Here is a 26528-nt window from a genome sequence, read left to right as displayed (position 1 = left end):
ATTAAGGCATCTCCAAACGGCTTCTTACTGTTTCGTATTCAGCACTGGTGGGTCTACGAATTGTAAAGCGTATATCAATGCGTCTGTTTGATCTAAAATCACTCTCTGTTAGCTCTTCAACAACCATGCGCCTTGTTGCCGCATAGCCACTCACCGAAAAAAGTGGGTTGCCTTCTTTGTTAGTAATACTAGCTAAATCATGTTGGCTTGGCAGTAATTTAACCCAGAGCTCCCATAACGAAATCGCCCTAAAGGTCGATAAGCCCCAATTACCCTTACCCATCATGCCATAAAAGTTTTTACTGTCGGTGTGCCCTTCAATAAAAATAGTATCAAGAAATTGCTCACGGTTATCTTTATTTATAACCTCAGCTAGCACCTCTCCTATTTCAAGTGCAGTGCCTTCAAACTGAGCACTTATATTAAATGCAGCGCTATCAAACCCTAAAATATCGTTAGGTATACTTAATACCGTTTCATTTTCGCTAACCGTGACTTGTATGCCTCGCTTACGCAGTAAATCAGCAGCTTCGTGTAATATCGTTTTACGAACACCCTCAGCCATGTGCAGCATTTCTAGCTCTTGAGTAAATGCTTGTTGTTTATTTTCTAGCTCTTCTTTGGCTTCCATAAGCTCAACCATTAACACAACAGACGCTAAAACAAATAAAATAAGCAAACCCGACAAAATATCCGAAAACGACATCCAATACGGGTTTTCTTCATCAACATTTACTTGGTTGCTTCTAAATACTCGCATTAGCTACGCTCCAATTCATCCACTAAATCAGAAATAGAGCTCACTGTTCTAAGCATTTGATCGCTAAATTTACGAGTTGTGGTATTCCAGGTTTCCATACGCTCTTTAACTTGGGTATTTACCTCTGATGAATAACTACGTAGCCACTCATTCGTTTGCTTTTCAATATCCGATACTTGCTTAGCTAAGGTATTACTCAGCCCCTCAAACGACGCCTCAACACCACGTATAAAGTCACTCTGGTGTGTTTTCATTTCGCTAAAGCCACTTTGAGCTAATTTAGCTGTATTACCAAATTGTTCTGTTGTAGCAACAAGCGAGGTTTCCAGCCCTCTTAGCACTTTAGCTTGTTCAATTACGTGATTTGCTAATCCATCATTTTGCGCAGAAATACCTTTAATAGTGTCGGTCATATCAGCTAAGCGCGTATCAAACAACTCTGTTGCTTTTAATAGATTACCCGATAACACCCCAATCTGGTTGGCGCTATTGCTCAGGTTTTGGCTACTTGTAGCAGATGACTCCGCAACCGTTTTAAGCTCTCCTATAACGTCTTTATGTTGTGCAATAACCGAGTCCATATGTGTTTGCGTACGTTTTACAGCATCAGTCATCGAGGTAAGCATTTGGTCTTGTTGTGCTAGCCACTTACCTAACTGCGTTTGTAATTGCTCACGATATTCTGAGTCACGCTTAGAGGCTTCAAGCTGTTGGCTATTAATTAATGAACCAAACGTTTCTTCAAGTGCCTTTTGGCGTTGTTCAGTGCTTTGCATAAAGCTTTGTAAGCTGGTTTCAAGGCCACTGGTGAACGCCTGTTGCTGCGCTGTTGTTTTTTCGTTTTGGCTCGAAAGCTCATTAACAAATCCACGGTTCGATTCGCCCATTACAGTTTGTACCTCGGCCATAGAGTCAGAAAGCTTATTAAGCGTTTGCGATTGCTCAGTTAACCAGCCACCTAATACCGACTGTAAATTATCTACATGGTTTGCTTCACGCGTCGCTTGCGATTCCTGCTGCGACTCAATCGCTGCAAACAGTTTTTGCTCCATAAGCTGTTGACGTTCTTCGCTTTTGTTCAGCATCGCTTCTAGTTGCTGGTTAAATTGCGATGACACACCCGCTTGTTGCTCAGCCAGTAACTCAGCTTGTTTACTGCTTTGTTCAAGCACTGCGCTCATTTGCCCGCTCAAGCTGCTTACTGCCTCATGCATTTGCTCTGTCGACTTTTGTATAAGCTCGCCTTGGCCTCTGCCTGCCGCTTGCATGCTTTCGGTAAAATTACCAATTAAATGCTCCAACACGCCGCTGGTTTGTTGGCTGGCATTACTGACTAAAGATTGCATAGCCGGTGCCATTACATTGTTAAGTGCATTGGTAAAGGCCTCTTGCATGTCTTTATTCATGCCTGTAATGGTTTCTTGTAGGCGATCGCCAATTCGCTCATGCAATTCTTGCAGTGCTTCACTGCTGTCACTGGTGTTTTTAGAAATATCAACAAGTGACTTTTCAGCAGGCAAACGAGGAAATAAAAAATCGATAGTTTGCTGAACTTTTACTACTTTTTTAACTATTCTTCGCTCTGTGTTCTTCTCAAACACATTAAGCAATAAACTAAGCCCTACCCCCCAAACAGAGGTCACAAATGCCATTGCCGAGCCATTAATCATGCTCGTAATACCATCTTTTAGGGCTTCTATTTCCTTCGTCTCCATGTGCAACCCTTTTAAGCCCATTGTTAAGCCTAAAAAAGTACCTAATACACCAATTGCGGTTAAAAAAGAGGGAGCTGCGGCGAGTAATCTATTTGAAGTGATACCAGAGGCCAGTGTTCTTGGATTAAAAAAGTGCTCAGCATCTAAGGTGTTATAAACCCCTTTTTCACGGTGGTCGAGCACTAAGCTTTCATCAAACTCACGCCAAAGGTTTTTAACTACCTCGTTGTTTGAGGCCTTTGCTTTATCCTTGATAGTAGCAATATTATCGTAAAGCGAACTTGTAGTTTGGCCTGCTACAATTTCCTCAACGCCTTTTATTGTTTTTTTACTATTACTACTTAATTTGAAAACGCGAGAAATCGCGAATCCAAAAAGTAATAGCATGGCAATAATAAACCAACGCCCTAACAATGCATCTGGCCATAATAAATCAGCATTTAATAGTAAATCTTCAAACATTACTTTCTCCTAATCCCTTAGAATGCGGGTATTTCTTACTTTATAATTAGCAAATTTATATTTCTACTAAAGGCTTTATTTGAATAAAAGCTATTTTAGATAGAAGCTTTTATTTCTTCAATCAGCAAATTTTTCTGTGATTTTGCTACATCTAACTTTTTTTCTAAACTTGCTATACTTTCAGAAATATCGAAGAACCTCTCGACTAATACTGATTGTTCAGTTTCATCAATAATCGGTATCTTAATATTTAGTATCCTTTCAACCGTTAAGCTTACATTCGCAGCACCCTTCATATATGGAATTAATATTTCATCTTTATGCGTTAAAAGGTAAACATATGTGTATTTAACGAATAAAGATGTTGTATTTTCTCTGGGTTGAAACACGCCTAGTATTGATGCGGCTTGGAAAACCCCATCATAATAATGAATGTTGTTTATACTTGCGTGCCCATGCCCTGTTGAAGAAACTAATGGTATACAAATAGCTTGCCCATGAAAGCCTGCATTTGCGCACTTTTTAAACTTCGAAGATGTAGTAATGAAATCAACCTCCCCACACATAGTTGACTCAGCAGCAGCTAATTTTCCTTTACAACCAGTAAAATACTCATTTAATTTGTTAAGCCTTATCCCTTCGGGGTATTGATATTTCCTAAGATAAATTTTGGGGCATAAATCAAAGTTATTTTCATGAATTTCTTTAATTGGAACAAAACGATGCTTACCTAGTTCTGGACTATAGTCACTTTCATTTCTATTTTTAAACAGTTGTACTAATTTAGGAAGCTCACTACCAACTATAGGTAATTTATTGGCTCCATCAGAAAACCCATCGTTCTCTAATTGATAAAACCAAGTATTTTCCGTTTTACTTCCTTTTGTTAATATAATAATTGCAGTCGCTACACTTGCATATGGTTTAAATATCCAATGAGGTAAAGCTATTACAGCCTCTAATTGATTGTTTTTTAGTAACCCCTCCCTCAATTTTTTATGAGCATTACTTTCACCCTCTAGCACTCCCAGAGGTACAATTGTAGCAGTTCTCCCCCCCACTTTTAGCATGCGCTCAATTAAAGCAACAAACAGCAACTCGGTTTTTTTTGTTTTTACTTTACGTAATAACTCGGGGCATACGTCTTCTTCGTCTAGGCTACCTTTAAATGGCGGGTTGGCGAATATTAAGTCGTACCCTTCTTTTGCCTTTTGTGGGTAGTGCTCTTTAAAGTTTTGGCTTAGGGTATCTTGATAATGAATGCCCGGTTGTTTAATACCGTGCATTACTAGGTTCATGGCGGCTACGCGTAGCATGGTGGCGTCAAAATCAAAGCCGTTGAACATGTGAGCATCTATGTGGCTGCGCTGCTCTGGGGTAATTAAGTCGCCTGAGTAGAGCAGGTTTTCGAGCGGTTTACCGCTATCATCACATTGTACGTTGCCATCTACATCAAGCACGGGCTCGCGCTCTATGCCCTCGGCTGATGTGTATTTTTGTAATAGGTATTCGTAACTTACCGACAAAAAACCACCGGTGCCGGTTGATGGGTCACATATTTGGCTGGTTACATCGGGGTCCATCATTTCGACCATGGCGCGTATAATGTGGCGCGGCGTTCTAAATTGGCCGTTTATGCCTGCGGTGGTGAGCTTGCTAAGCAAGTATTCGTATAAATCGCCTTTGGTGTCTGAGTTTTCAAGCGGCAGGTCGTTTACCATTTCAACCGCTTTTACCAATAGGCTTTGCTTTTGAATCATTAATTGCGCGTCTTTCATAAACTCGTTAAATATCGCGCCTTCTGGCGAAACATCGCCTGAGGTTTTTGAAAAGTACGGAAACAGTTCATCTTTAACCAGTTTGTATAGCTCTTCTGCGCCTAAATGGCGCAGGTTTTGCCAACGAATATGTTGTTCGGCGTCACTAAAGCGGCGGTTAAACGGCTGCTTAGTGCGCGCACTTCGTTTTTCGTCGGCTTGCTCGTTCATGTCGAGCATACGGGCATACATTAAAAAAGTAATTTGCTCTACTACGGTAAGCGGGTTAGTGATACCGCCTGTCCAAAATTCTTCCCATAGTTTGTCGATTTTACTTTTTAAAGGTCCGGTTATCATTAATGTGTATCCTAGTTAGTGCTGTTTAAGCGCGGTGTAAATTACGCGCTTATAAAATTAAAGGTGTATTTGCTTTTCAACGCTTTGGGCTTTGCTGCCTAATTTTACGTCAAACTGCTTAATAAATTGCTCTATTACATCAGCTTGTTGCTGGCTAAATACGCCATCGAGCCCCATGTCGTGTATTTGTGTAAAAGGTGCATCGTAAAGCTGGGCTATTTCAATAGCGCCGTGGCGAATTAAGTGGTTTTTTAACATACCAATAAAGCGTTGTTGCTTGGCATTTACATGGGTGTGTATTTGCTGCACAAAGGTAGTAAAGCTCTGCTCTATGGCGTTTTTATCCATACCGACTATGGTACGCAATATTTTGTCGAGCGTCGCGGTTGATTCGGGAAAAAACTCTTTTAATGTATTTAAATCAACACTTGGGTTTTGCGTATGCACTAACGAGCTTAATTGCGCTAAGTCGGCTTCGGTTACTTGTTCGCCGTTGCGAATTTTTTTAAGTACGCTGTCGGTTTCAAATAACGGGGTGAGTGTTTTTTCTACCTCTTGGCGGTATATTTGATAATCAATAGAGACTATTTTTGTAAGCCTGTCGGCTTCGTGTATTTGATTTTCGTCTTCAATTATATCAAGCACAAAGTCACCTTTTGGCGGCGTTACGCTTTTATTACGCAGGTGAATAATACTGCGTAAATTAATGCGGCTTTGCTCAAGCGCTGCATGGGTTAAATACTGCCAGTACTGCTGTGTTTGTATTTCTTCTATTGCAGGTGCTTTGCTACGCACTTCGTTTAGGTGCATTTGAAGCGATTCAACCTTGTTCATTATACTTTGTTTAGCTAAATCAATTTGGTTTGCATCGGTAAATATTAGTGTTTGGATAGTGGTTAGCTCTAAATCAAACTTATACGCTTCACTTTGCCCCATTATGTTACGCCATTGCATAAGTGGCGCGACTTTTTCAAGCAGATCGCTTACTGTTTGCGGTGCAAATTGATTAAGACGTTTTAAATCCTTATAGGTTTCGACCACTAGCCAGTTATCGCGCACCGATATTGATTCCATTGGCAGTAGGCAAATATCGTCGTGAATTAATTTAATGGTTTGGTCAAACACATCCATGTTTGCTTTTTTGAGGGCGGTTTGTGCAAGGGTTACCCGCGCTTCAAATAGTTTTTGCAGTAACGATTTTGCTTGTTTTACGTCGTCTTCTTCTGGGTTTTCGTCAAAGTATTCAAAGTTTGCCCAGTGATCGAATATTAAAAAGTGAGTTTTGTGCTGCCCTGGCCCGTATAGGTTTTCGCATAAGCGTGTGCCACGGCCAATCATTTGCCAAAACTTTACTTTTGATTTTATGGGTTTTGCAAATACAAGGTTTACGCATTCAGGCACGTCTATGCCGGTGTCGAGCATATCGACCGATACGGCTATACGCATGCTGTTTTCGTCGCTTGATTTAAAATCGTCTATTAGCTCTTCGGCCCGTTCGTACTTTGAGTGAATAACGCGGCAAAAATTAGCACCATGCTGCGGGTAAAGCTCGCTAAACAGCTGGGCCATTAATTCGGCATGAGCTATGTTACGGGCGAATATGATTGTTTTACCGGGCAGTTGGCCGTCTTTATCGCGCAGACCTTTCTCCATTAAGTTACGCAGTATGAGCCTGTTGGTGTCTTTATTTTTAATGGCTTCGTCTATTTGTTTTGCGTCAAAGTCAAGCTCGTTAGGGTCAATGCCTTGCTCTTCTAATTGGGCTATTTGCTCATCGGTTAGGTTGTCTTTTTTAATGCCTTCGCGCAAAAACTGTGTGGTGTAACTTACAATTTTGTAAGGGACTAAGTTGCCTTGTTCTATCGCGTCTTCAAGTGGGTAGTTGGCTGTGGGTAGTTTGTAATCGCAACCAAACAAATCACACGTTGAGCGCGATACCATTTCTACCGGAGTGGCGGTTAAGCCTACCTCGAGTGCATCAAAGTACTTAAAAATATCACCATATATATTGTAAATTGAACGGTGGGATTCATCAGCTACTATTAGGTCAAAATAGCCTACGTCGTACTTGTTCATTATGCGTAGCATACCTGGGTACGTTGCTATAAATACCCGCGCGCTGGCTGCTGTGTTTTTAGCGCTTTTACCAACAATATGTACTGGCTCTTTGGTGAATTCGGTAAAGGCGTTACCCGCTTGTTTACGTAGTTCTTTTCGGTCACATAAAAATAGTACGCGCTTAGCCCAACCTGCATCGAGCAGCCGTTTGGCAAGGGCAATAGATACGCGTGTTTTACCTGTGCCGGTTGCTTGAACTATAAGCGCTTTGCGGTGTTTATCACTAAAACGCTCACACACCCGGGTTATGGTTTCCATTTGATACAAGCGCCCTGCTACATTTGTATCAATCGGCGTAGTATTTAGATCTTTTTTAAGCGTGCGCTGTTTGATTAAGTACTGCAGAGAATCTTTTGAATAGTAACCGTATAAGCCGCGGCTATTGTAGCCTTGGGCATCATCGAGAATTTTTATATCCCAGCCGTTAGAGTAAAAAATAACGGGGCGTTGGCCATATTGCTTTTCGAGCGCATTGGCATAAAGCGTTGCTTGTTGGCGACCTTTTTCGATATTTTCGCGAGTGCGTTTTGCCTCTATTACCGCAAGTGGTTTACCGTCGTCATCCCATAAAACGTAGTCAACATAGCCTACGCCTGTTGTTGTAGGTTGGTCTGTTACTTTTACTTCTTTGCCTACGTCTTCTGTTGATTCGTCATCAAGTGCTACATTCCACCCTGCATTACGTAAATCTAAATCGATAATGCGTTTACGGGTTTCATCTTCGTTAAAGTTAAAACTAGAGTTAACAATTTGCTCATTGCGGGTTTTAACCTGAGCCAGCTTTTCAGCATCAATAGTTTGTTTTAGTTTTGCTGCTTGCTGCTGTGCTTGTTTTTGTGCAAGCTCTGCGGCTTCTAGTTCGTCAAGTGCGCGTTTTAAACGGGCCTGATTTTCGGCTAGCTGCTTGGTGAGTTGCTTGTTCTTTTTTACAAACTCGGCATCACTTTGGTTAGTAGGCTGTGTTTGCTCAGGCGCTTTAAACTCTGGGCACTCTTGTTGCGTGCCATTGGCATACGCCATAAATAAGTACGAGGCTACAAAGTAGCTTTCTTTTAATATCCAAATAGCTTGTTGTTGATCAACTTTGCCTTCGTGGGCTGCTTGATTACCACTTTTACGAATGGCGTGAAGTTTATCGGTAATTAAACGCGGTACGGCACTGGTAAAGTCGTCGGCGGTAAGTTTATCAAAAATGTTAGAAGTGGGTAAAACAGGTAAACTAAGTTCTTTATATAAGTAGCCTACTACTTTTTCGGCAAAGCAACGCAGCTTAACCAGTGAGCTTTGTGGATCGGTAATCGCATAGTCTTCTGCAAAAGCGGCTAACTGGTGTAGCTCTGGCCACTTAGATTGAATATGTTCAAAGTTCATTGATTGCTTCATTCCTGATTACTTCCTTATCAACTAATTTACCATGCGTTATTATTTTTATGCGTTTGCAAGCTTGCGAATATTAAGCCGTTATATTTATTTTTATATTGTGTGTTACTGCGCTTAACCAGTAGCTTGTTTCAAAGCTTTGGTTATTAGAATCAATCGCTATTTTTTTAGCAAGCTCGTTTGGTAACACCTTATTTATTTTACTATTTATGCGGCTACGCGTTTGTTGCACAAAGGTTTTTTCCATTACTTTTAAATTACTGTGTAAACCGTCTCTAAAATCTTCGGGCTCTATGCCAAACGTATCACGAAATATACGTAAATCACTGCTATTTTGCTGTAAATGTATGAGGTACTCTTTGCTGTATCGCAAAGACTCTTCAAAATCACGACCCACCACTAGCTTTTTATGTTCACTTTGGCTGTATTGGTTTAACCATAAATAGAAGGCAGTTTCTTTTGCGGTAAGTTTAATTTCGATACCTGCAAAGGTGAGCGTTTTTGCTTTTGCGTTTACTTCAAGGGTTAAATCTTTTTTATGCGCTGAGTTTAAGCTTGCTACTGTTTGGCTAAACGATGCACTTTGCATATTTGCAATGAGGGTTTCGTCGATAGATTGGCGCATTCGTACAAAGGGTATTTCGGCAAGGGTTACATTTGCATTAATACAGTTTACTTGCGTGCCATTTTTACCATCAATAATGTGGTCGTAAGGTGTTGGGTAGTAAAAGTCTCTAACAAATTCAAATTCGTTATTCACAAATACATGACTGAGCGAATCTTGCTCACGGCCTAATAATGACATGGCATAGCCTAAATAAAACGCCATTGTTTTACGTCCACCTGCAATGGATGCATGAATACTAATATCGTTTTTATTGGTAAGTTCAAACACTTTACGCGTAATAAAGTCGGCCATGTAGGTTTGTTCTATTTCAGATTTAGCATCATTAATAGGTTGGCCTTTGTCATCTTCTATTAGCCAAATATTTTCATCGGGGAGTTTAATATCAGGAAGTTTATAATCTGCTATTAATTTAGCTAAATTACCTTGCTTAAATAATCCATCGGTGAGCATAGCCTTGGTGCTTTTTGTTGTAATAACAAAAATTTCTTCAGGCATAGGCTTACCCTGCTGATAAAGCGCAAAAAGAGTTTCGGTTAATACCTGCGGGCTTGCACCGGTAACTATTAGTAGTACATTCTTCATCAACGATCCTTTTGTATGAGGAATCTGCATAATACATAAATTACATAGTTAATGAAACTTGTTTGAGCTCAGTGGATTAGAGGCCTTATTTCTTGCCTTTAAGCTACGGTGTATAAACAACAGTAGCTTTAATTTAATAACTCTTTAATCAACACAGAACCCAGCTGGCGTGTATTAAACGGATTCCCGTTGCCATTTAAAATTGAAATCCCTAACTCTTTAGCAATATCACGCAAGTAAGGCTTACTGGGTGTTACAAGCTCGTCATTTAAAAACACTTCAATAGTGCCGTTTTCAAGCTCCACCAATTTGTAGTTATTCCATATAACTTCTTTTACATTTAATAATATACGTGGCTTAACTGGTGCGTTTATTAACTTACTCATTGTAATACAGCTTTTTCCCGTTACTGCATCACTCATTAGTTTTTTAGCTTCTTCAACGGGCGCATCTAATAAAGTTTCAACTTGCATCTCATCTGTATTGATTCTTAAAATAATTATACGATCAACCAAGTTTAGCGTATTAGTATTAAAGCTTATATGGCCACCTGTATGCATTCTACCTGTTGTTTTGACTGATATACGCTCGCCACTGCTTGATACAACATCGTACCCCGCCTGGTTAACCTCTGTTGCCATGCGTCCATTTGTTATAAGTGCGGCGTACAGCTCCCCAATTCTACCTGTTAAATGTCTAAGCTCTGTTGCAGGTACATCCCAACTTAACTCCCTTTCTAACCAGCTCATTACTTCACCCAGCGACTGAATGATTTGCATTTGTGTTAAAGCCATTTTATATCCTTATTTTTCTTCTAACCAACTTTTAAAAGGTGCTTATGTCCTGATACCGACAATGAACCTTGAGATGCCTTTGCTATATGCTCACTCCACCAGTTCATCAACTCTCTACGTTTTTCTATATATTCAGCTCTATTATAAGCAGAACGAACCTGGTTTTTATCTACATGTGCCAGTGCGGCTTCTATTATATCTGGATTAAACTCATGCTCATTTAATGTTGTTCTTCCAAGCGAACGTAAGCCATGGCTTACTAAACGGCCCTCAAACCCCATGCGTTTTAGAGCCATATTAGCTGTCTCATTGTTGATATGGGTTCTCGGGTTTCTGTCTGACGGAAAAACAAAGTCTCTATGCCCTGAAATTGGTTTTATTGATTCTAATAACTCTATAGCTTGATTTGATAGAGGAATGGCATGCTCTCTGCGCTTTTTCATTCGTTCAGCTGGGATAATCCATAGTTTATTCTCAAAATCAATTTCATCCCAACGGGTACCGGCCGCTTCACCTGGGCGGGTAAGAGTATGTAACTGCCATTCAATCAAAAAGCGGGTTACTCGTTTAATTGACGCCGTTGCAAGCGTTTGCATCAATTCAGGCAGCTCTTCTGGTTTCAACGAAGGCATATTTTGTTTTTGCGGCTTTTTAAATGTTTCTTTTATTCCAGCAAGCGGATTAGCTTGAATATAACCACTATTAACTGCGTAGGTCATAACTTGGTTTAATCGTTGGCTTAAACGCTTAACTGTTTCTAGAGTACCTTTAGCCTCTATAGGCCTTAATATTTTTATTACTTGTGGTGCGTTAATTTTGCCAATAGGATATTTACCAATAACCGGCAGTATATGGTTATTTAATGATCGCCAAATATCTTCGCCATGAGCTTGCGTAAAATCAGGCTTTTTAACCTCAAACCACTCTAAAGCTACTTTATTTAGTGTTAACTCTTCTTGAGCCCGTTTAAAAGCTAAGGTTTCATCTCTATGCTCTTTTGGATCAGTCCCTAAAGCAACTAGTTCTCTGGCTTGTTGCGCTAACTTTCTGGCATTTACAATAGATACATCTGGGTACTTGCCTAATCCCATGTTGACACGCTTTTTTGTGATTGGATGGTAGTAATTAAAGTTCCAGAGCTTAGAACCACTCTTTCTAACTTTTACTTGTAAGCCGTTACCATCGGATAAAATTATATCTTTATCCTCTGCTTTTACTTTTTTAACGCTGTATCGGTAAGCTGCTTGGCTGATCTTGCCATAGAAAATGAATCCCACTCAAATTTAGTATTCTTTTATTATGGCAGCTTATTCAAGGAATACCATTTTAGATACTAAAGCTTTGAGCTTGGATGAAACAGCCTGGGACAGGGTAACACTCTAAGTCATTGATTTTGATTAGTTACAGACACAAAAAAGGACGTCCTGAGACGTCCTAATATTGAATGATGGTGGAGGAAGAGGGATTCGAACCCTCGTTAGGGATTAACCTAAACACACTTTCCAGGCGTGCGCCTTCAGCCACTCAGCCATTCCTCCACGGTGTTGCATAGCAACAGCGCGTTATAGTATGAAATAGGTTACGCAGGTGCAAGGCCTTTTTAAATATGTACTGTTGAATGGCTATTAATCGTGCAGTTATTTACTTTTTCAATAAAAAACGGCTAAACCATAAGGCTTAGCCGTTTTTTATATCAGTCTAGTTACTTTACATTTGCTAAAAACTATTTAGCCATACTCGCCGTAAAGTCTAGCATGCGGTTTAGTGACTTAAGTGCACCTTCACGCAAGTCCATATCTACAAATACCTCTTTACCTTGAGGGTCTATTAAAGCCTCCTCAATCGCTTTTAAGCCATTCATTGCCATCCACGGGCAATGTGCACAACTTTTACAAGAAGCGCCTTCACCAGCCGTAGGGGCGGCAAAGAACTCTTTCTCTGGGCATAGCTGCTGCATTTTATAAAAAATACCGCGATCAGTCGCAACAATAAACTTTTTATTAGGCATTGTTTGCGCTGCTTTAATCAGCTGGCTTGTAGATCCAACGGCGTCAGCAAGTGCAACTATTTCTGCAGGTGACTCTGGGTGAACTAAAACGCCAGCATCTGGGTGCAGTGCCTTAAACTCTTTCAATGCTTTAGTTTTAAACTCGTCGTGAACAATACATGCGCCATTCCACATGATCATATCAGCGCCGGTATTTTTTTGAATGTAGCTGCCTAGGTGTTTGTCTGGGCCCCAAATAATTTTTTCGCCTTGCTCGTCTAAGTGCTCAACAATTTCAAGCGCGCACGATGAGGTTACAATCCAATCTGCACGGGCTTTAACCGCTGTAGAGGTGTTTGCATACACCACCACTTTACGATCAGGGTGCTGATCGCAAAATGCTGAGAACTCATCAATCGGACAACCGATGTCTAGCGAGCATGTTGCTTCAAGTGTTGGCATAACAACCGTTTTGTTTGGCGTTAAAATTTTAGCAGTTTCACCCATAAAACGAACGCCTGCAACGATGATCATATCAGCGTCGTGTCTTGCACCAAAGCGCGCCATTTCTAAAGAGTCGGCAACGCAACCGCCAGTTTCTTCGGCAAGGGCTTGGATTTCAGGATCAGTATAATAATGCGCTACGAGTACCGCGTTTTTATCTTTAAGTAATTGCTTAATACGTGCTTTGTATTCGCCTTGCTCGTCGTTTGTTAACGGTGCTGGCTTTGGAGGGAAAATATAGCCTTCAGGCATAATAGTTTGCGCTAAACTCATGTTCTCGACCACTTATTTACAGTGTATAAATTACGGCGAATTATACGAGAATAAAAACATAAATAACAGCAAACTGCTTAAGCTTGTTTATAAAAAAAAGAATGGCATTTTAAAAAGAATGTAGCAGATGGTGGGTCATGATGGATTCGAACCATCGACCAATTGATTAAAAGTCAACTGCTCTACCAACTGAGCTAATGACCCGCTCTAATATTGTACGTACTAAAAAGATAGTGTTTGCGTAGATCCGCCGATGTTCCAGTTTTTACTTACAAAGCAAAAATGGTGGGTCATGATGGATTCGAACCATCGACCAATTGATTAAAAGTCAACTGCTCTACCAACTGAGCTAATGACCCGCTCTTGGTGTTAACTAATAAATATATATTTCCATGAAAATGGTGGGTCATGATGGATTCGAACCATCGACCAATTGATTAAAAGTCAACTGCTCTACCAACTGAGCTAATGACCCGCTCAAATATAAACTTAAAAGCTTACTTGCGTGAATCCGCCGATTAGAGTTTTATAGAATGGTGGGTCATGATGGATTCGAACCATCGACCAATTGATTAAAAGTCAACTGCTCTACCAACTGAGCTAATGACCCATTCTATAATTTTTAGATTATTGATTGCAATTAATGCTTTAGTAAATAACCACTTAAAAATAAGTGGTGGGTCATGATGGATTCGAACCATCGACCAATTGATTAAAAGTCAACTGCTCTACCAACTGAGCTAATGACCCGCTCATAAACTTATTCAATAATATAAATGCGTAAATCCGCCGATCCAGACACTTTAAAAGTGGTGGGTCATGATGGATTCGAACCATCGACCAATTGATTAAAAGTCAACTGCTCTACCAACTGAGCTAATGACCCGCTCTGGTATAACTGCTGTATTAAAGTTGTTGTAGACCATTATAAAAATGGTGGGTCATGATGGATTCGAACCATCGACCAATTGATTAAAAGTCAACTGCTCTACCAACTGAGCTAATGACCCGCTCTAATTTTACAACCTTGAATACTACGTAAATCCGCCGATAAAAGACCATTTTAAAATGGTGGGTCATGATGGATTCGAACCATCGACCAATTGATTAAAAGTCAACTGCTCTACCAACTGAGCTAATGACCCGCTCTTTTTGCAACATTTTGAGTGGGGTAACCATTCGTTTGCTGCGGGCGCTTATAATACTTATTTATAAAATGAGTGCAACCGAAATTGTCTCTTTTTTTAAGTTTTTATGCCTAGTTGACCAATTTTAGACCGCTTATGACAAAAAGCAGTCTAATCAAGCTGATTCAATTAATTAGACAGGCGATCTGTGGCTAATTTTGCAGCCGTTGTACTTGGGTACTGCGTAACAAGTTCGTTAAGTATTTTTAACGATTCGTCTGTCAGTCCTTGCTCTTTTAAAAGCGTGCCTAATTTTAACATGGCGTCTGGGCGTTTATTTGAATTTGGATATTCGTTTACAACCACTCTAAAGTGATCAACCGCTTTAACTCCATCGTTTTTAATTGTTAATAATTGACCTAACCAATAGTGTGCGTTTGACGCATACACAGATTCTGGATATGTTTTTAAGAACGTTTGAAACTCTGGAATAGCCTGGTCGTAGCGTTTATCTTTCATTATAAGTGCAACAGCACGCTCGTAAGCCTCATTCTCAGATAAATCACTGCTATATGCTTGTGAGTCATTAGGTTGTGCATAGTCGGTTGCAGGCACTGCTGCAGGCTGTGAATACGCCTGACTAACACGGTTTTCAATCTCTTGATAAAGCTCACGCTGACGCTGAAGTACTTTTTCTAGTTTATAGCTTTGCTCTTCCGTCACACCACGAATTTGACTTACTTCATCTTGAAGTAAATTAAGTTGCTGTTGTAACTCGGCTTGCAAGAAATTACGCGATTGCATCATACTTTCTAACGACGCTAAGCGCTTCTCAATACTTGACTGTGAACTCGCAGCTTCTGAAACAGGAGCGGGAGCAGCCCATAACTGGGTGCTCCCGCTCAATATCATTGCTGCCAAAATAATTTTCGGCTTCATAATATCTCTTATCTTAGTAAACTAATACCGCACGGCGGTTTTTAGCGAAAGCTGATTCAGTGCGAGACTTAACCATTGGTTTTTCTTCACCGTAGCTCACTACTGACATTTGGCTAGCTGATACACCTAAGCTTAGCAGGTATTTTTCAACTGACTGACCACGGTTTTCACCTAGTGCAATATTGTACTCTGGCGTGCCACGCTCATCTGCATGGCCTTCAATTAATACTTTAACCGATGGATTTTTTACTAAAAAGTCAGCATGTGCGCGAAGTAAATCAGCATATTTGCTTTCAATTGTCGCTTTATCAAAATCAAAGTAGATTACTTGCTCTTGACGAAGTGCTTCGTATTTTTGACGAAGTTGTTCTTCAGCACGTTCTTCAGGCGAAATTGTTGCTACTTCAACTGTATCGTTGCTAGTTGTTTGCTCAACAGCAGGTTGATTAGATTGGTTTGCAGCACCTTCATCGATATCTGAAGACGAGCTACAAGCTGCTAATGTCATTACTGGCACAGCAATTAGCAGGCCTTTAAGTATTTTATTAAGTTGCATTGAGTAGATTCCTATTTTGAGTAAACCAGTAACATTACTGTAAATATGGCGACCAAGCTGGTGCCTTTACTTGTCCGTCTAGCACAGGTAATCGTGCTTTGAAGCGGCCGTCCATCGATACTAACGCCAGTACCTGTTTGTTATTATGGAGCGTGCTGTATATTATCATCGAGCCGTTTGGCGCTATACTCGGTGATTCATCTAAGCGAGTTCGCGTTAATACTTGAAACGCGCCAGAAGCTAGCTCTTTTTTAGCAAGATGGTACTTACCGTTCGTACGATTAACCATCACTAATTCTTTACTGTCAGGCGTAACTGACCCTGCAAGATTCATATCGCCATCAAACGTTAGGCGCTTTGATCTGCCAGTTTTTAAATTTAACTTATAAATCTGAGCATTACCACCCCTTTCCGAGGTAAACACTATATCTTGACCATTTGGGTACCAAGATGGTTCAGTATCTATGCTACGGTGGTTTGTTAGGCGTGTTTCTTTACGCGTTGCCAGGTTTAGTAAATAAATTTCTGTTGCGCCTGTTTTATCTTTTGAAAGGACTAATAGAAGCTCTTTACCATCAGGTGAAAACTGCGGCGCACCATTAATCCCACGATAGCTGGCTACCACTTCTCGCTTACCTGTATATAAGTCTTGGATATATATTTGGCTTTGACGATTTTCAAACGTTACATAAGCAAGCTTGGTACCATCTGGTGACCACGCGGGTGACATTAACGGCTCTTTAGAGCGCAAAAGTACTTGTTCGTTGAATCCATCGTAATCGGCAACAACGAGTTGATACGGCTTATCGTCTTCGTCACGCACAATCACATAGGCAATTTTAGTTAAAAATGCACCTTTTTCGCCTGTTAGTTTTTCATAAATCACATCACTAATGCGGTGTGAATAGCGGCGAAAGCCACTTTCTGAAATAACGCTTTCTCTGGCTTCTAAAATGTGGTCTTGGCTTTTTACTAATTGCCCATTAGACATCATTTGGGTGTTACCACCCGTGATTTGACCACGAATTACATCCACTAATTCATAACGGACTAAGTATCGGCCATCGGTTTGCTGTTCAACTTGACCAACTAAAACGGCCTCAACCCCTTGATTAACCCATGAGGCATAATCAATTGCTTGGTCCTCGCTTGGTTGTTGTGGCATTTGCGCAACATCAACCGGCTTAAACTTACCACTTCGGACTAAATCAGCTGCAATCACATCACTTAGTTTTTGTGGGATCGGACCTATTCCGGTGTATTTAAATGGCACAATAGCAATAGGCCTTGCGCCATCAACACCTTCGGTGATTACAATTTCAAGTGCAGCATTTGCAATGCCTTGAAACCCTAGTAGCAATACTACACAGGCTACTCTTAGTTTATTGAACATATCATTCCTTTAAAATTCTGGCTTGATTGTTAAGTTAATATTTTTTAGCTGGTCAAACACGTCTCTGTCTTTAGACACAGGTAATGTGTCGGCCATACGAACCGCTCTGAGCGCGGCCTCACACACTAGCTTATCACCACCTAAAGACTTAACTTGCGTAACTAAACCATTAAAGCCAAGACGGATATTCACTCGACATTGTTGGTTTTTCATTTTTTCATCAATTAACAAGTTTTGTTGGATGCGCGCCATAATCAAAGCACGGTATTTGTCAACTTCACTCGCAACTTGTTGCTGGCGTATTTTACTACGTGCAGCCTGCTCTTTAGCAAGTTGTTCTTGTAATATTTGTTCTTGTAATGCTTGTTGACGCTTACGTTCAGCTTCGGCTGCACGCTCTTTAGCTTCTTGCTCACGCTTAATACGTTCAGCTTCTGCTTTTTTTAGCGCTTCTTCTTCAAGCTTACGTTTATCTGCCGCGGCTTTTGCTGCCTTTTCAGCCTCTTGTTTTTGCTTTTCTGCTTGCTTAGCTTTGGCACGCTCTTTTTGCTCTATCTCACGCGCCTTTTTTGCTTGAGCTTCAGCTTGCGCTTTTTCTTTCTCTTTGGCTTTGCGTTCACGCTCAAGTTTTTTAATGTTTCGAGCCTCAGATTCACGTTGTTTGCGAGCATCTGCAGCCCTGCGTTCTAAATCACGTATCCGCTTATCTTCAGCACGCTTTTTATCTTTTTCTTTTTTTTGTAGCTCAGCAATTTTTTGCTCAACCATTTTTTGGTCAACCGTTACCGCAGAAACAGCATTGTCGGGTTCAGGTATAGCCGTGTTTAACGTCACTTCCATTACTTTAGGGGTTGGTGCATGAATGTTAGCTGACGCGTACAACAATCCGCCCAAACCTAAATGCAATACCACCGATTTTACTAATGCACTACTCATCCAGTTAATTCCCCTCAAAGGATTCGGTCATCAATCCCACTGACGGCACACCTGCGTTTTTCAAAAAATCCATTAGCAATAACACTTCTTGATAAGAAACTTTACCAGAACCTTTAATCATTACAGGTACATCTGGATTTTTCATTAACTGCAATTTAATCACAGCGGCTACATCGAGTGCTTCCATTGGTTCCTCTGGATCAGTACCTACACTGACGTAATATTTACCCTCAGCATCAATAGACGCAATGATTGGTGGTGTATCTTTTGTATCAACTAAATCAGATTCTTCCATTTTTGGTAAATCTACTTTTACACCGTGAGTAATTAGTGGTGCAGTCGCCATGAAAATAATAAGCAGCACCAACATTACATCGATATAAGGTACTACATTAATTTCTGCTACTGGGCGGCGCTTTTTACGATGATACATTCGCTTGTGCCTCTATTTGTGTAGCTGCTTGACGGTGTAAAATATTAGCAAACTCTTCCATAAAGTTGATGTAGTGAGATTCAAGCTTTTCAACACTGTTTGAAAAACGGTTATAAGCAATTACAGCCGGAATTGCAGCAAATAAGCCCATTGCCGTAGCAATTAATGCCTCTGCTATGCCCGGAGCAACCATTTGTAATGTGGCTTGTTTTACTTCACCCAATGCAATAAAGGCATTCATAATACCCCACACAGTGCCAAATAAACCGATGTAAGGACTTATAGAACCAACCGTTGCTAAGAACGATAGACTTTTTTCAATTTTTTCGATTTCACGTGACAGTGCTACACGCATTGAACGATGCGTACCTTCCATGACTATGCTTGCGCCTTGAAATGTATTTTTTTTATGTCGCGCAAATTCTTTAAAGCCTGCCGTAAATAACGCCTCAATACCATGAGACTGAGCACTGCGAGATGAAATTTCGTTATAAAGCTTACTTAAATCAATGCCTGACCAAAACTTTTGCTCAAACTTTTTAGCATTCGAAAGCGCATCAGAGATTGCTTTTTTACGTTGAAAAATAATAGCCCACGACATAACCGACATGGCAACTAGCCCTAACATTACTAATTGTACAAGCAAACTGGCTTCTAAAATTAGATCCAAAAAATTAAGCCCTGATCCCACATTAAACTCCTAAATAGTATCAAAATACGTCAATTGTAATGATTTGTGCAATTATGACCGCAACTAAGGTCATTTAGTTGCAACTAGTGTATCGAGTCCATTTCAAACTAACAACGATATTGCTATGAATAGCCAACAAAAAACGTTAAAAATCGGCTATGTTGTTTATTTTTTACGCCTGGTTATATAAATTTTTATTCAAATAAAATAAAAACTCAGGTTCAGCTGCGTAATTATATAAATAAACATCATAAAACACGCCATTTATTCAAAATTAATGCATAAACACGCAAAACCACGTTAACGTTACCTACCAGAATACTAAAACTAATACCGAACAATTATACAAAAATATACTTAAGTACTATTTTTCATTAACTTATAAAATATATGGTTATTTAACGAACAATTTACAAACTACAAAAAAACTAAATGCATTAGTTTTTTTAATCTGAAAAAACAAATTTTCTAGTTTGAACAATTTTTAGATATTCCGTATTATTCTTCCATACCGAGCTAGCGCATTAAATGAAACTGTTTCATTATGTCCTGTTCTTAGTAATATGATTTTAAGTCTTATTACATTGTTTTACTCTATTTGGATAAAACCTAACAGTGTAAAACATGGTTCCCCCAGATTACTTCCTTTAACTTGTTGTTAGCCCGCATTATTTGCGGGCTTTTTTTTATCTGAAATTTGGCCTACACCAAAATATACGGATTCATTTAATATTGTTTATTGAGGCAGAAATTTAGAACTAAACCTAGCCAGCCATAGTCAGCACTGACTAAGTTGAATTTTATGAAAGGCACAATAGCGACATACGCCTTAACGCCCTGTGAATTGTTGGTTAACCAGAATTCAGGCTAGTTAATGGTAAAGCAAATGACTTTTAGTAGATAAAATACGTTATAAACGGAGGTGCCCTTGCTAACGGTTATTTTTAGCAAGGGTTTAGGAAAGGTGTTTAAAATTAGTCTTTTTTAGGTAACAAGCCAAAATGATGGTACGCATTGTCAGACACAATACGTCCGCGCGGTGTGCGCTGAATAAACCCTTGTTGAATTAAAAACGGTTCAATAACATCTTCTATTGTTTCACGCTCTTCACCAATGGCAGCGGCTAAATTATCGAGCCCTACGGGACCACCCATAAATTTCTCAATGATGGCTAGTAAGTATTTACGATCCATATAATCAAAACCGCTTTTATCTACATCAATCATGTCGAGTGCTTGCTGGGCAACGTCTGCATTTACAGTGCCGTCAGATTTAACCTGAGTATAATCTCGCACACGGCGCAATAAACGATTAGCAATACGCGGCGTACCCCGTGACCGTTTAGCTATTTCACTAGCCCCATCGTCACACATTTCTAAATCAAGATAATGAGCTGAGCGGCCCACTATATGCGATAAATCCTCTACTGAATAAAATTCCAAACGCTGCACTATGCCAAAACGGTCACGTAGTGGCGATGTGAGTGAACCTGCACGCGTTGTAGCGCCTATTAACGTAAATGGCGGCAAATCCAGTTTGATAGAACGTGCAGCAGGGCCTTCGCCTATCATTATGTCAAGCTGATAGTCTTCCATTGCAGGGTAAAGTATTTCTTCAACCTGTGGGCTTAACCTGTGGATCTCGTCGATAAACAGTACATCACCTTCTTCAAGGTTTGTAAGAAGTGCCGCTAAATCGCCTGCTTTTTCAAGTACAGGTCCTGAGGTGGTTTTAATATTTACGTTTAATTCGTTTGCTACAATATTCGCCAGCGTGGTTTTTCCTAAACCTGGCGGACCAAATATTAATAAATGATCAAGCGCTTCATCGCGGCTGCGTGCAGCTTCAATAAATATTTCCATTTGCTGCTTAACATGCGGTTGACCTCGGTAATCAGCCAACAGTTTTGGCCTAATTGCTCGGTCAATCGAGTCTTCATTTGTTTTTTCAGTCGCGTCAATTAAGCGATCCGCTTCAATCATGGGTTACTCACAACATCGATTTTAAAGATTCTTTTATAAGAACCTCAGTAGACATATCCGGTTTACTCACCGATTTTACTGCTTTTTGTGCCTGTGGCAATTTATACCCTAATGCAACAAGTGCAGAAACTGCATCATCCGCTGCATTATTAGCCACTAATGCATCGCTGTGAGGCTCTATCACTGCGCTATCGCTAAATGGTGTAAATAAATCATTACCCCAATCTTTTAGACGGTCTTTCATCTCAAGCACTAAACGTTCAGCTGTTTTTTTACCCACACCCGGTAATTTAACCAGCGATGTAGCATCTTCATTATTTACACAGCTAACAAACTGTTGCGCCGACATTCCCGATAAAATAGCAAGCCCGAGTTTTGGCCCTACCCCATTAGCTTTTAAAAGCTCTCTAAATAATGCGCGCTCTGTTTTATTATTAAAACCAAACAGTAACTGCGCATCTTCACGCACTACAAAATGAGTATAAACAATCGTGTTTTCACCCACTTTTGGTAAGTCGTAAAAACAGGTCATTGGCATTTGTACTTCATAACCCACGCCGCTTACTTCAAGTAAAATTTCGGGGGGTTGTTTTTCAACTAAAATACCATTTAAGCGGCCTATCATTGTTATTTCCTTAAGCGTCCTCTAACGGTTTTGCTTGCGCTGCCCGCTAGTTTAATTAAATTTTGTTCTGAATGAGCATGACAAATTGCTATTGCTAATGCATCTGCTGCATCGGCTTGAGGCGTACCTGGTAATTTTAGAATATTTTTTACCATATGCTGGACTTGGCTTTTGTCTGCACCACCGTTGCCTACTACAGCTTGTTTAATTTGCCTTGCCGAATACTCAAACACTGGCAAATCAGCCATTGCAGCACCCACAATGGCAGCACCACGCGCTTGGCCAAGTTTTAATGCAGAATCGGGATTATGAGCCATAAATACTTTTTCTATAGCAAACGTTTCCGGCGAAAACTGCTCAACAAGTTGAGTGATGCCCTGGTAAATCATTTTAAGGCGTACCGGAAAGGGATGATCGGCTAATTTTATACAACCACTGCCTAAATAAGTAAATTTAGCACCTTGGTGAGCAACTACACCGTAACCAGTCAAACGCGATCCTGGGTCGATCCCTAAAATAATGGCCAAATCACATTCTCGTTGTTTTTATTGTAAATTAAGCTAATAATGCCAGAGCACTGTATAAAATACCAGTACCAAGCAAAAACAAAAATGCTCGCTTAAATAGCGAGCATTTTAAACGCAATAATAGTTAGTTTACCCTAAAGCGCGAACTAACCCTTGGGTGTTTTGTTTAAGGGTACGGGCAATCATTAAATAACCCAACCCGGCTACAAATAAACCACCAGCAAGCGGGCCTATAATCCATATATGTGGATGAAGCTTGCCCGTAAGTTCAAACATTTGTTGCTGCACAATCAAAAGCGCTAAGTCGCTAAAAAATGCAGCAACTAAACCGGCTAACCCACCCAATAATAAAAACTCGTACAAGGTCGCATTTTTAATTAAACGGCTTTTAGCACCTAATGTTCTAAGAATTACAATTTCTTGCATGCGTTCACCTAAGCTCGCTTGCACTTGCGAAATGAGTACTAATGCACCGCACAAAACAACAATGGCAAGTACAAAACCAATGGCAAGTGAGACTTGCGATATTGTGGTTTGTATTTGCTTTACAAAGTTGTCTACATCGATTGCAGTAATGGTTGGATAGGTGCGCAACAGTTGGCTAAAGTCACGCTTTTGCTCAGGTTCTATCCTAACCGACGAAATATAAGTCGCCGGAAAGTCTTTAAGTACATCTGGGCTGAGTATAATAAAGAAGTTGGGTTTGAGCGTTGCCCAGTTAACTGTACGAACGCTGGTAATTTTAGCATCGAACGACTGCGCGCCAATTAAAAAGGTAAGTGTGTCGCCAATTTCAACATCAAGGCGCTCTAACATCGACTCTTCAACTGATGCCTCGGCCACTGCGTTTTCACCAAACCATTCGCCTTGAATTATCTCGTTTTGAGCCGGTACATCTTTAAGCCACGTTAAGTTTAGCTCACGGCCAATACCAGAACGCGCTTCTTCGTCTTTTTTCTCATTGTCTTGAAGAGAAACTTCCCGTGCAACCAACTCACCATTTACCGCGTTAACACGCCCTCGAATCGTTGGGTAGAAGTCAGACACTAAAATGTCTTTCTCAGCAAGGTAGTTATTGATTGGTTCAAGGTCGTTTTGCGTAATATTAACTAAAAATGCATTGGGCGCATCGCTTGGTAATTGCGACTGCCAATCAGCAATCATGTCATTTTTAAGCACAACTAAAAACAGAAGCAGTTTAATGGCAAGCGAAAAACTAATAAGTTGAACTGCATTTACATTGGCACGCTTTTGAATCGACGCAATAGCCAATGACCAACTATTACCTGGTTTTAAACCCAGTTTTCGGCCACCGCCAAATATAAGTTTAGATATTAAAAACAACACGCCAATTAAAGTTAGTGTGGTTATAAATAATATTAGCGTTATTTTTATATTGTTACTAAATAACCACATTAACAAAAACACGGTCAATGCACTCATACCCAAGTGCACGCGGCTCACCGCTAGTTTGTCACCTAAATTACGACGCAGTACCCTAAGCGGCGGAATATCGAACAAATCAAATAACGGTTTAATAGAAAACATAACGGCGCAAATTACACCCGTACTAATTGCTACAAGCCAAGGCTTAAATCCACCCATGGGCAATTCGCTTCCCATACTTTTTGAAAGGTATCCGGTGGCTATTTCTTGCAAGCCGTAACCAATCAATAAACCTATACTCACAGCCATTGCACATACAAGCAATAAGTGAAGCATGTAAATTTTACGGATCATTGAGCGACTGCCGCCCAATGTTTTCATCATCGCAACAGGGTCATATTGGCGCTCGCAGTATCGTTTGGCTGATACAGCAATCGCTACTGCAGCCAAAATAATACCTAGTAAACCCGCTAACAATAAAAAACTCTCTGCTCGGTTTAAACTGTTTGAAATTGGTGATTGACGATCTTTAACACCGTACCATTGTTGGTTTTCTTTCATTTGTGGCTTTAACCAGTCATAAAAGCTGTTTATGTCGTCTTCACTACCGGCATAGAGCTGACGATAAAAAACACGGCTCCCAGGCTGAACAACCTCTGTTTTTGACACATCTGCAATATTTATTAATACACGACGGCTACTTGAAAATACATTAAATGGCGCATCAGGCTCCTCAACAATCACTTTTTCAACATTAAATAACGCAGCACCTAGCTCAACTTGCGAGCCAATATCAATGTTTAGCGGGTAAAAAACAGACTCACTGAGCCATACATTACCTGGGTTTGGGCCGCCGTTTGCAATAACCGTTTCACCCAGTAATGTGTTTTTTACTTTTAGCTGCCCTTTTAACGGGTATGCGTCTGACGCTGCTTTCACCGAGCTAAATTGCATTTCATCATTAGCAAACAACATGGTGTCGAAGTACACCATTTGCGCAGTTTGTAAGTTTTGACTTTTAGCTCGTTCAATAAATGCGGTGTCAATGGCATGGCTGCTTGCCAATACTCGGTCGGCAGCAATAAACGCACTGCTTTTTTGTGCAATGCTTTGTGCTATTCGATCTGTCACCATAGACAAGGTAAGTACAGTTAATACCGCTAAAGCAATAGCTGCACTAGTTACCGTTAGCTCACCTCTTCGAAATTCTCGCGCAAATAATTTAAGCGCTAATTTAGCCCACATTTGCAACGTCCTCTGCTTCACTTTTTACAAGTAAGCCCGCTTCTATCTGAATAATATGCTCACATTTTTGAGCGAGTCCTTCATCGTGCGTCACCAAAATTAGCGTTGTACCATGTTGAGAATTTAAGTCGAACAGCAGCGACTCAATCATTTTGCCGTTCTTACTGTCTAAGTTAGCTGAAGGCTCATCGGCAAATAAAATTTTGGGTGTGCCAATAAAAGCGCGGGCAATAGCAACACGCTGTTGCTCACCACCCGAAAGCTGAGATGGGTAATGATCTGTTCGGTGGCTTAGGCCTACTTTTTCAAGCAAAGCAAGTGCCTGCTCCTTAGCATCACTTTTTCCCGCTAATTCTGCAGGCAACATTACGTTCTCAAGAGCGGTTAAGCTTTGCACCAACATGAAAGACTGAAATACAAAACCAATTTTAGCGGCACGAAGTGCTGCACGTGCTTCTTCGTCTAAATCATGAAGCGGCTCACCGTCTAAAAATATTTCGCCATTAGTCGCTGTATCCAAGCCCGCTAATAAACTCAACAAAGTAGACTTACCTGATCCCGACGTGCCAACAATAGCAACAGACTCACCGTGCTTGACATTAAAGCTGATGTCGCTGAGGATGGGCAACTCACCTTCAAAGGTAGTTACTATTTTAGACAAACCATTAACTTGAATTATATTTAATTGAGAAAGCGCTGACATATGACTCATTCAATCCTTCGTTTAGTATTCATTTTATTTTTAGTTATCAAACCGCTGAGTGCAGCAGCCGACAACACGATTTTAATACTTGGTGACAGTTTAAGCGCAGCCTATGGCCTACAACAAGAGCAAGGCTGGGTAAAATTGTTACAAGATAAGTACAATGACGAGCAAGCCGACATTGCACTTGTAAACGCCAGCATTAGTGGCGAAACGTCTGGCGGCGCACTACGCCGTTTAGATGCATTACTTACCCAATACCAACCAACACACGTGCTTATAGAGCTTGGTGCAAATGACGGTCTTCGCGGATTTCCGGTAAAAAAAATGCAAGCTAATTTGACCGCGCTGATACAAAAAAGCCAAGCAGCTAATGCAATGACCGCGCTAATGGAAATTTACATTCCACCTAACTACGGCCCTCGCTACAGCAAAATGTTTACTGATAGCTTTAGCCAAATTAGCGAAAAAACTAATACGCACTTATTAAACTTTTTTATGCTCAATATCGCTGATAAACCAGAGCTAATGCAAAACGATGGATTACACCCTAACAAAAAAGCACAGCCGTTGATACGTGATGAGATGTACGACTCGATCAAAACTTGGTTAAATAAAGACTAAAAAAATAACCTAGCTTAAGTGGGCTTTTTAGCTCACTTGCCTAA

19 protein-coding genes, 9 tRNA genes and 1 pseudogene are annotated in these 26528 nt (G+C 40.4%); 1 reads left to right on the top strand and 28 read right to left on the bottom strand.

Features of this window, described 5'->3' with window-relative positions; all coding sequences use genetic code 11:
* Nucleotide 1 precedes the first annotated feature (1 nt).
* The 28 genes and pseudogenes from PS1M3_RS06080 to PS1M3_RS05945 all read right to left on the bottom strand — a co-directional run bounded on the left by PS1M3_RS06080 (nucleotide 2) and on the right by PS1M3_RS05945 (nucleotide 25860).
* Nucleotides 2-760, bottom strand: a complete 759-nt coding sequence (locus PS1M3_RS06080) for an OmpA family protein (protein ID WP_024603142.1) — start codon at nucleotides 758-760, stop codon at nucleotides 2-4.
* Nucleotides 760-2937, bottom strand: coding sequence for an anti-phage ZorAB system protein ZorA (zorA, locus tag PS1M3_RS06075; protein WP_203986735.1), 2178 nt, complete (start codon nucleotides 2935-2937; stop codon nucleotides 760-762). Before zorA ends, PS1M3_RS06080 begins: the two co-directional genes overlap by 1 nt.
* Nucleotides 2938-3032: 95 nt before the next feature.
* A complete protein-coding gene (locus tag PS1M3_RS06070; RefSeq protein WP_203986733.1) occupies nucleotides 3033-5051 on the bottom strand; it encodes an N-6 DNA methylase in 2019 nt (672 codons plus the stop codon).
* A gap of 57 nt (nucleotides 5052-5108) precedes the next feature.
* Complete coding sequence (locus PS1M3_RS06065; RefSeq protein WP_203986731.1) at nucleotides 5109-8552, bottom strand: DEAD/DEAH box helicase family protein; 3444 nt, start codon at nucleotides 8550-8552, stop codon at nucleotides 5109-5111.
* Nucleotides 8553-8622: 70 nt separating this feature from the next.
* Nucleotides 8623-9759, bottom strand: coding sequence for a CRISPR-associated ring nuclease Csm6 (gene csm6, locus PS1M3_RS06060; protein ID WP_138739915.1), 1137 nt, complete (start codon nucleotides 9757-9759; stop codon nucleotides 8623-8625).
* Nucleotides 9760-9887: 128 nt separating this feature from the next.
* Nucleotides 9888-10553, bottom strand: a complete 666-nt coding sequence (locus tag PS1M3_RS06055) for a hypothetical protein (protein WP_138739916.1) — start codon at nucleotides 10551-10553, stop codon at nucleotides 9888-9890.
* Nucleotides 10554-10573: 20 nt separating this feature from the next.
* Nucleotides 10574-11814, bottom strand: a pseudogene (locus PS1M3_RS06050) (integrase domain-containing protein).
* Nucleotides 11815-12001: 187 nt separating this feature from the next.
* Nucleotides 12002-12091, bottom strand: a tRNA-Ser gene (locus PS1M3_RS06045).
* A gap of 185 nt (nucleotides 12092-12276) precedes the next feature.
* Entirely contained in the window at nucleotides 12277-13317 is a 1041-nt protein-coding gene (gene nadA / locus PS1M3_RS06040; RefSeq protein ID WP_058429118.1) for a quinolinate synthase NadA, read from the bottom strand.
* A gap of 128 nt (nucleotides 13318-13445) precedes the next feature.
* A tRNA-Lys gene (locus PS1M3_RS06035) sits at nucleotides 13446-13521 on the bottom strand.
* Between the two features lie 79 nt (nucleotides 13522-13600).
* Nucleotides 13601-13676 (bottom strand) — tRNA-Lys (locus PS1M3_RS06030).
* A gap of 40 nt (nucleotides 13677-13716) precedes the next feature.
* Nucleotides 13717-13792: transfer RNA gene (locus tag PS1M3_RS06025), tRNA-Lys, on the bottom strand.
* Nucleotides 13793-13851: 59 nt separating this feature from the next.
* Nucleotides 13852-13927 (bottom strand) — tRNA-Lys (locus PS1M3_RS06020).
* Between the two features lie 64 nt (nucleotides 13928-13991).
* A tRNA-Lys gene (locus tag PS1M3_RS06015) sits at nucleotides 13992-14067 on the bottom strand.
* A 60-nt stretch (nucleotides 14068-14127) separates the two neighbouring features.
* A tRNA-Lys gene (locus tag PS1M3_RS06010) sits at nucleotides 14128-14203 on the bottom strand.
* A 48-nt stretch (nucleotides 14204-14251) separates the two neighbouring features.
* Nucleotides 14252-14327, bottom strand: a tRNA-Lys gene (locus tag PS1M3_RS06005).
* 59 nt (nucleotides 14328-14386) lie between these two features.
* Nucleotides 14387-14462: transfer RNA gene (locus PS1M3_RS06000), tRNA-Lys, on the bottom strand.
* A gap of 171 nt (nucleotides 14463-14633) precedes the next feature.
* Nucleotides 14634-15383: a tol-pal system protein YbgF gene (ybgF, locus tag PS1M3_RS05995; protein WP_008131976.1), complete on the bottom strand. Its 750-nt coding sequence runs from the start codon at nucleotides 15381-15383 to the stop codon at nucleotides 14634-14636.
* A gap of 13 nt (nucleotides 15384-15396) precedes the next feature.
* A complete protein-coding gene (pal, locus tag PS1M3_RS05990; RefSeq protein WP_008131978.1) occupies nucleotides 15397-15939 on the bottom strand; it encodes a peptidoglycan-associated lipoprotein Pal in 543 nt (180 codons plus the stop codon).
* 34 nt (nucleotides 15940-15973) lie between these two features.
* Nucleotides 15974-17332 carry a Tol-Pal system beta propeller repeat protein TolB gene (gene tolB / locus PS1M3_RS05985; protein ID WP_010557248.1) on the bottom strand — a complete coding sequence of 453 codons (1359 nt, stop codon included), beginning with the start codon at nucleotides 17330-17332 and terminating at the stop codon, nucleotides 15974-15976.
* A 9-nt stretch (nucleotides 17333-17341) separates the two neighbouring features.
* A complete protein-coding gene (gene tolA / locus PS1M3_RS05980; protein WP_006794473.1) occupies nucleotides 17342-18268 on the bottom strand; it encodes a cell envelope integrity protein TolA in 927 nt (308 codons plus the stop codon).
* Between the two features lie 4 nt (nucleotides 18269-18272).
* On the bottom strand, nucleotides 18273-18701 hold the full coding sequence (gene tolR, locus PS1M3_RS05975) for a protein TolR (protein ID WP_006794474.1): 429 nt from the start codon (nucleotides 18699-18701) through the stop codon (nucleotides 18273-18275).
* Nucleotides 18688-19392: a protein TolQ gene (gene tolQ, locus PS1M3_RS05970; RefSeq protein ID WP_006794475.1), complete on the bottom strand. Its 705-nt coding sequence runs from the start codon at nucleotides 19390-19392 to the stop codon at nucleotides 18688-18690. Before tolQ ends, tolR begins: the two co-directional genes overlap by 14 nt.
* A 974-nt stretch (nucleotides 19393-20366) precedes the next feature.
* Nucleotides 20367-21374, bottom strand: a complete 1008-nt coding sequence (ruvB, locus tag PS1M3_RS05965; RefSeq protein ID WP_039037913.1) for a Holliday junction branch migration DNA helicase RuvB — start codon at nucleotides 21372-21374, stop codon at nucleotides 20367-20369.
* 7 nt (nucleotides 21375-21381) lie between these two features.
* Entirely contained in the window at nucleotides 21382-21999 is a 618-nt protein-coding gene (gene ruvA / locus PS1M3_RS05960) for a Holliday junction branch migration protein RuvA (protein WP_006794477.1), read from the bottom strand.
* Between the two features lie 2 nt (nucleotides 22000-22001).
* Nucleotides 22002-22526, bottom strand: a complete 525-nt coding sequence (gene ruvC, locus PS1M3_RS05955) for a crossover junction endodeoxyribonuclease RuvC (RefSeq protein WP_008131991.1) — start codon at nucleotides 22524-22526, stop codon at nucleotides 22002-22004.
* A gap of 129 nt (nucleotides 22527-22655) precedes the next feature.
* The gene (locus tag PS1M3_RS05950; protein ID WP_203986729.1) at nucleotides 22656-25157 is read right to left on the bottom strand and encodes an ABC transporter permease; all 2502 of its coding nucleotides are present in this window, start codon (nucleotides 25155-25157) and stop codon (nucleotides 22656-22658) included.
* Nucleotides 25147-25860, bottom strand: coding sequence for an ABC transporter ATP-binding protein (locus PS1M3_RS05945; protein WP_010557244.1), 714 nt, complete (start codon nucleotides 25858-25860; stop codon nucleotides 25147-25149). Before PS1M3_RS05945 ends, PS1M3_RS05950 begins: the two co-directional genes overlap by 11 nt.
* On the opposite strand from PS1M3_RS05945, the gene PS1M3_RS05940 reads away from it, so the two are divergent.
* Complete coding sequence (locus PS1M3_RS05940) at nucleotides 25861-26484, top strand: arylesterase (protein ID WP_138740760.1); 624 nt, start codon at nucleotides 25861-25863, stop codon at nucleotides 26482-26484. It abuts the gene before it with no gap.
* Nucleotides 26485-26528: the final 44 nt, after the last annotated feature.

Origin of the sequence: Pseudoalteromonas sp. PS1M3 (genome assembly GCF_016865405.1) — a bacterium.
GTDB lineage: Bacteria > Pseudomonadota > Gammaproteobacteria > Enterobacterales > Alteromonadaceae > Pseudoalteromonas > Pseudoalteromonas marina.
The sequence above is the reverse complement of the archived record's forward strand: the minus strand, read 5'-3'. Positions and strand labels throughout refer to the sequence as shown.

Bases quoted from the DNA above. Each gene is read 5' to 3' on its own strand.
- PS1M3_RS05950 (WP_203986729.1), bottom strand. From the start codon at position 25,157: ATGTGGGCTAAATTAGCGCTTAAATTATTTGCGCGAGAATTTCGAAGA.
- csm6 (WP_138739915.1), bottom strand. From the start codon at position 9,759: ATGAAGAATGTACTACTAATAGTTACCGGTGCAAGCCCGCAGGTATTA.
- tolR (WP_006794474.1), bottom strand. From the start codon at position 18,701: ATGTATCATCGTAAAAAGCGCCGCCCAGTAGCAGAAATTAATGTAGTA.
- PS1M3_RS06065 (WP_203986731.1), bottom strand. From the start codon at position 8,552: ATGAAGCAATCAATGAACTTTGAACATATTCAATCTAAGTGGCCAGAG.
- pal (WP_008131978.1), bottom strand. From the start codon at position 15,939: ATGCAACTTAATAAAATACTTAAAGGCCTGCTAATTGCTGTGCCAGTA.
- zorA (WP_203986735.1), bottom strand. From the start codon at position 2,937: ATGTTTGAAGATTTACTATTAAATGCTGATTTATTATGGCCAGATGCA.
- PS1M3_RS05940 (WP_138740760.1), top strand. From the start codon at position 25,861: ATGACTCATTCAATCCTTCGTTTAGTATTCATTTTATTTTTAGTTATC.
- PS1M3_RS06055 (WP_138739916.1), bottom strand. From the start codon at position 10,553: ATGGCTTTAACACAAATGCAAATCATTCAGTCGCTGGGTGAAGTAATG.
- tolB (WP_010557248.1), bottom strand. From the start codon at position 17,332: ATGTTCAATAAACTAAGAGTAGCCTGTGTAGTATTGCTACTAGGGTTT.
- PS1M3_RS05945 (WP_010557244.1), bottom strand. From the start codon at position 25,860: ATGTCAGCGCTTTCTCAATTAAATATAATTCAAGTTAATGGTTTGTCT.
- tolA (WP_006794473.1), bottom strand. From the start codon at position 18,268: ATGAGTAGTGCATTAGTAAAATCGGTGGTATTGCATTTAGGTTTGGGC.
- PS1M3_RS06070 (WP_203986733.1), bottom strand. From the start codon at position 5,051: ATGATAACCGGACCTTTAAAAAGTAAAATCGACAAACTATGGGAAGAA.
- nadA (WP_058429118.1), bottom strand. From the start codon at position 13,317: ATGAGTTTAGCGCAAACTATTATGCCTGAAGGCTATATTTTCCCTCCA.
- ruvA (WP_006794477.1), bottom strand. From the start codon at position 21,999: ATGATAGGCCGCTTAAATGGTATTTTAGTTGAAAAACAACCCCCCGAA.
- ruvB (WP_039037913.1), bottom strand. From the start codon at position 21,374: ATGATTGAAGCGGATCGCTTAATTGACGCGACTGAAAAAACAAATGAA.
- PS1M3_RS06080 (WP_024603142.1), bottom strand. From the start codon at position 760: ATGCGAGTATTTAGAAGCAACCAAGTAAATGTTGATGAAGAAAACCCG.
- ybgF (WP_008131976.1), bottom strand. From the start codon at position 15,383: ATGAAGCCGAAAATTATTTTGGCAGCAATGATATTGAGCGGGAGCACC.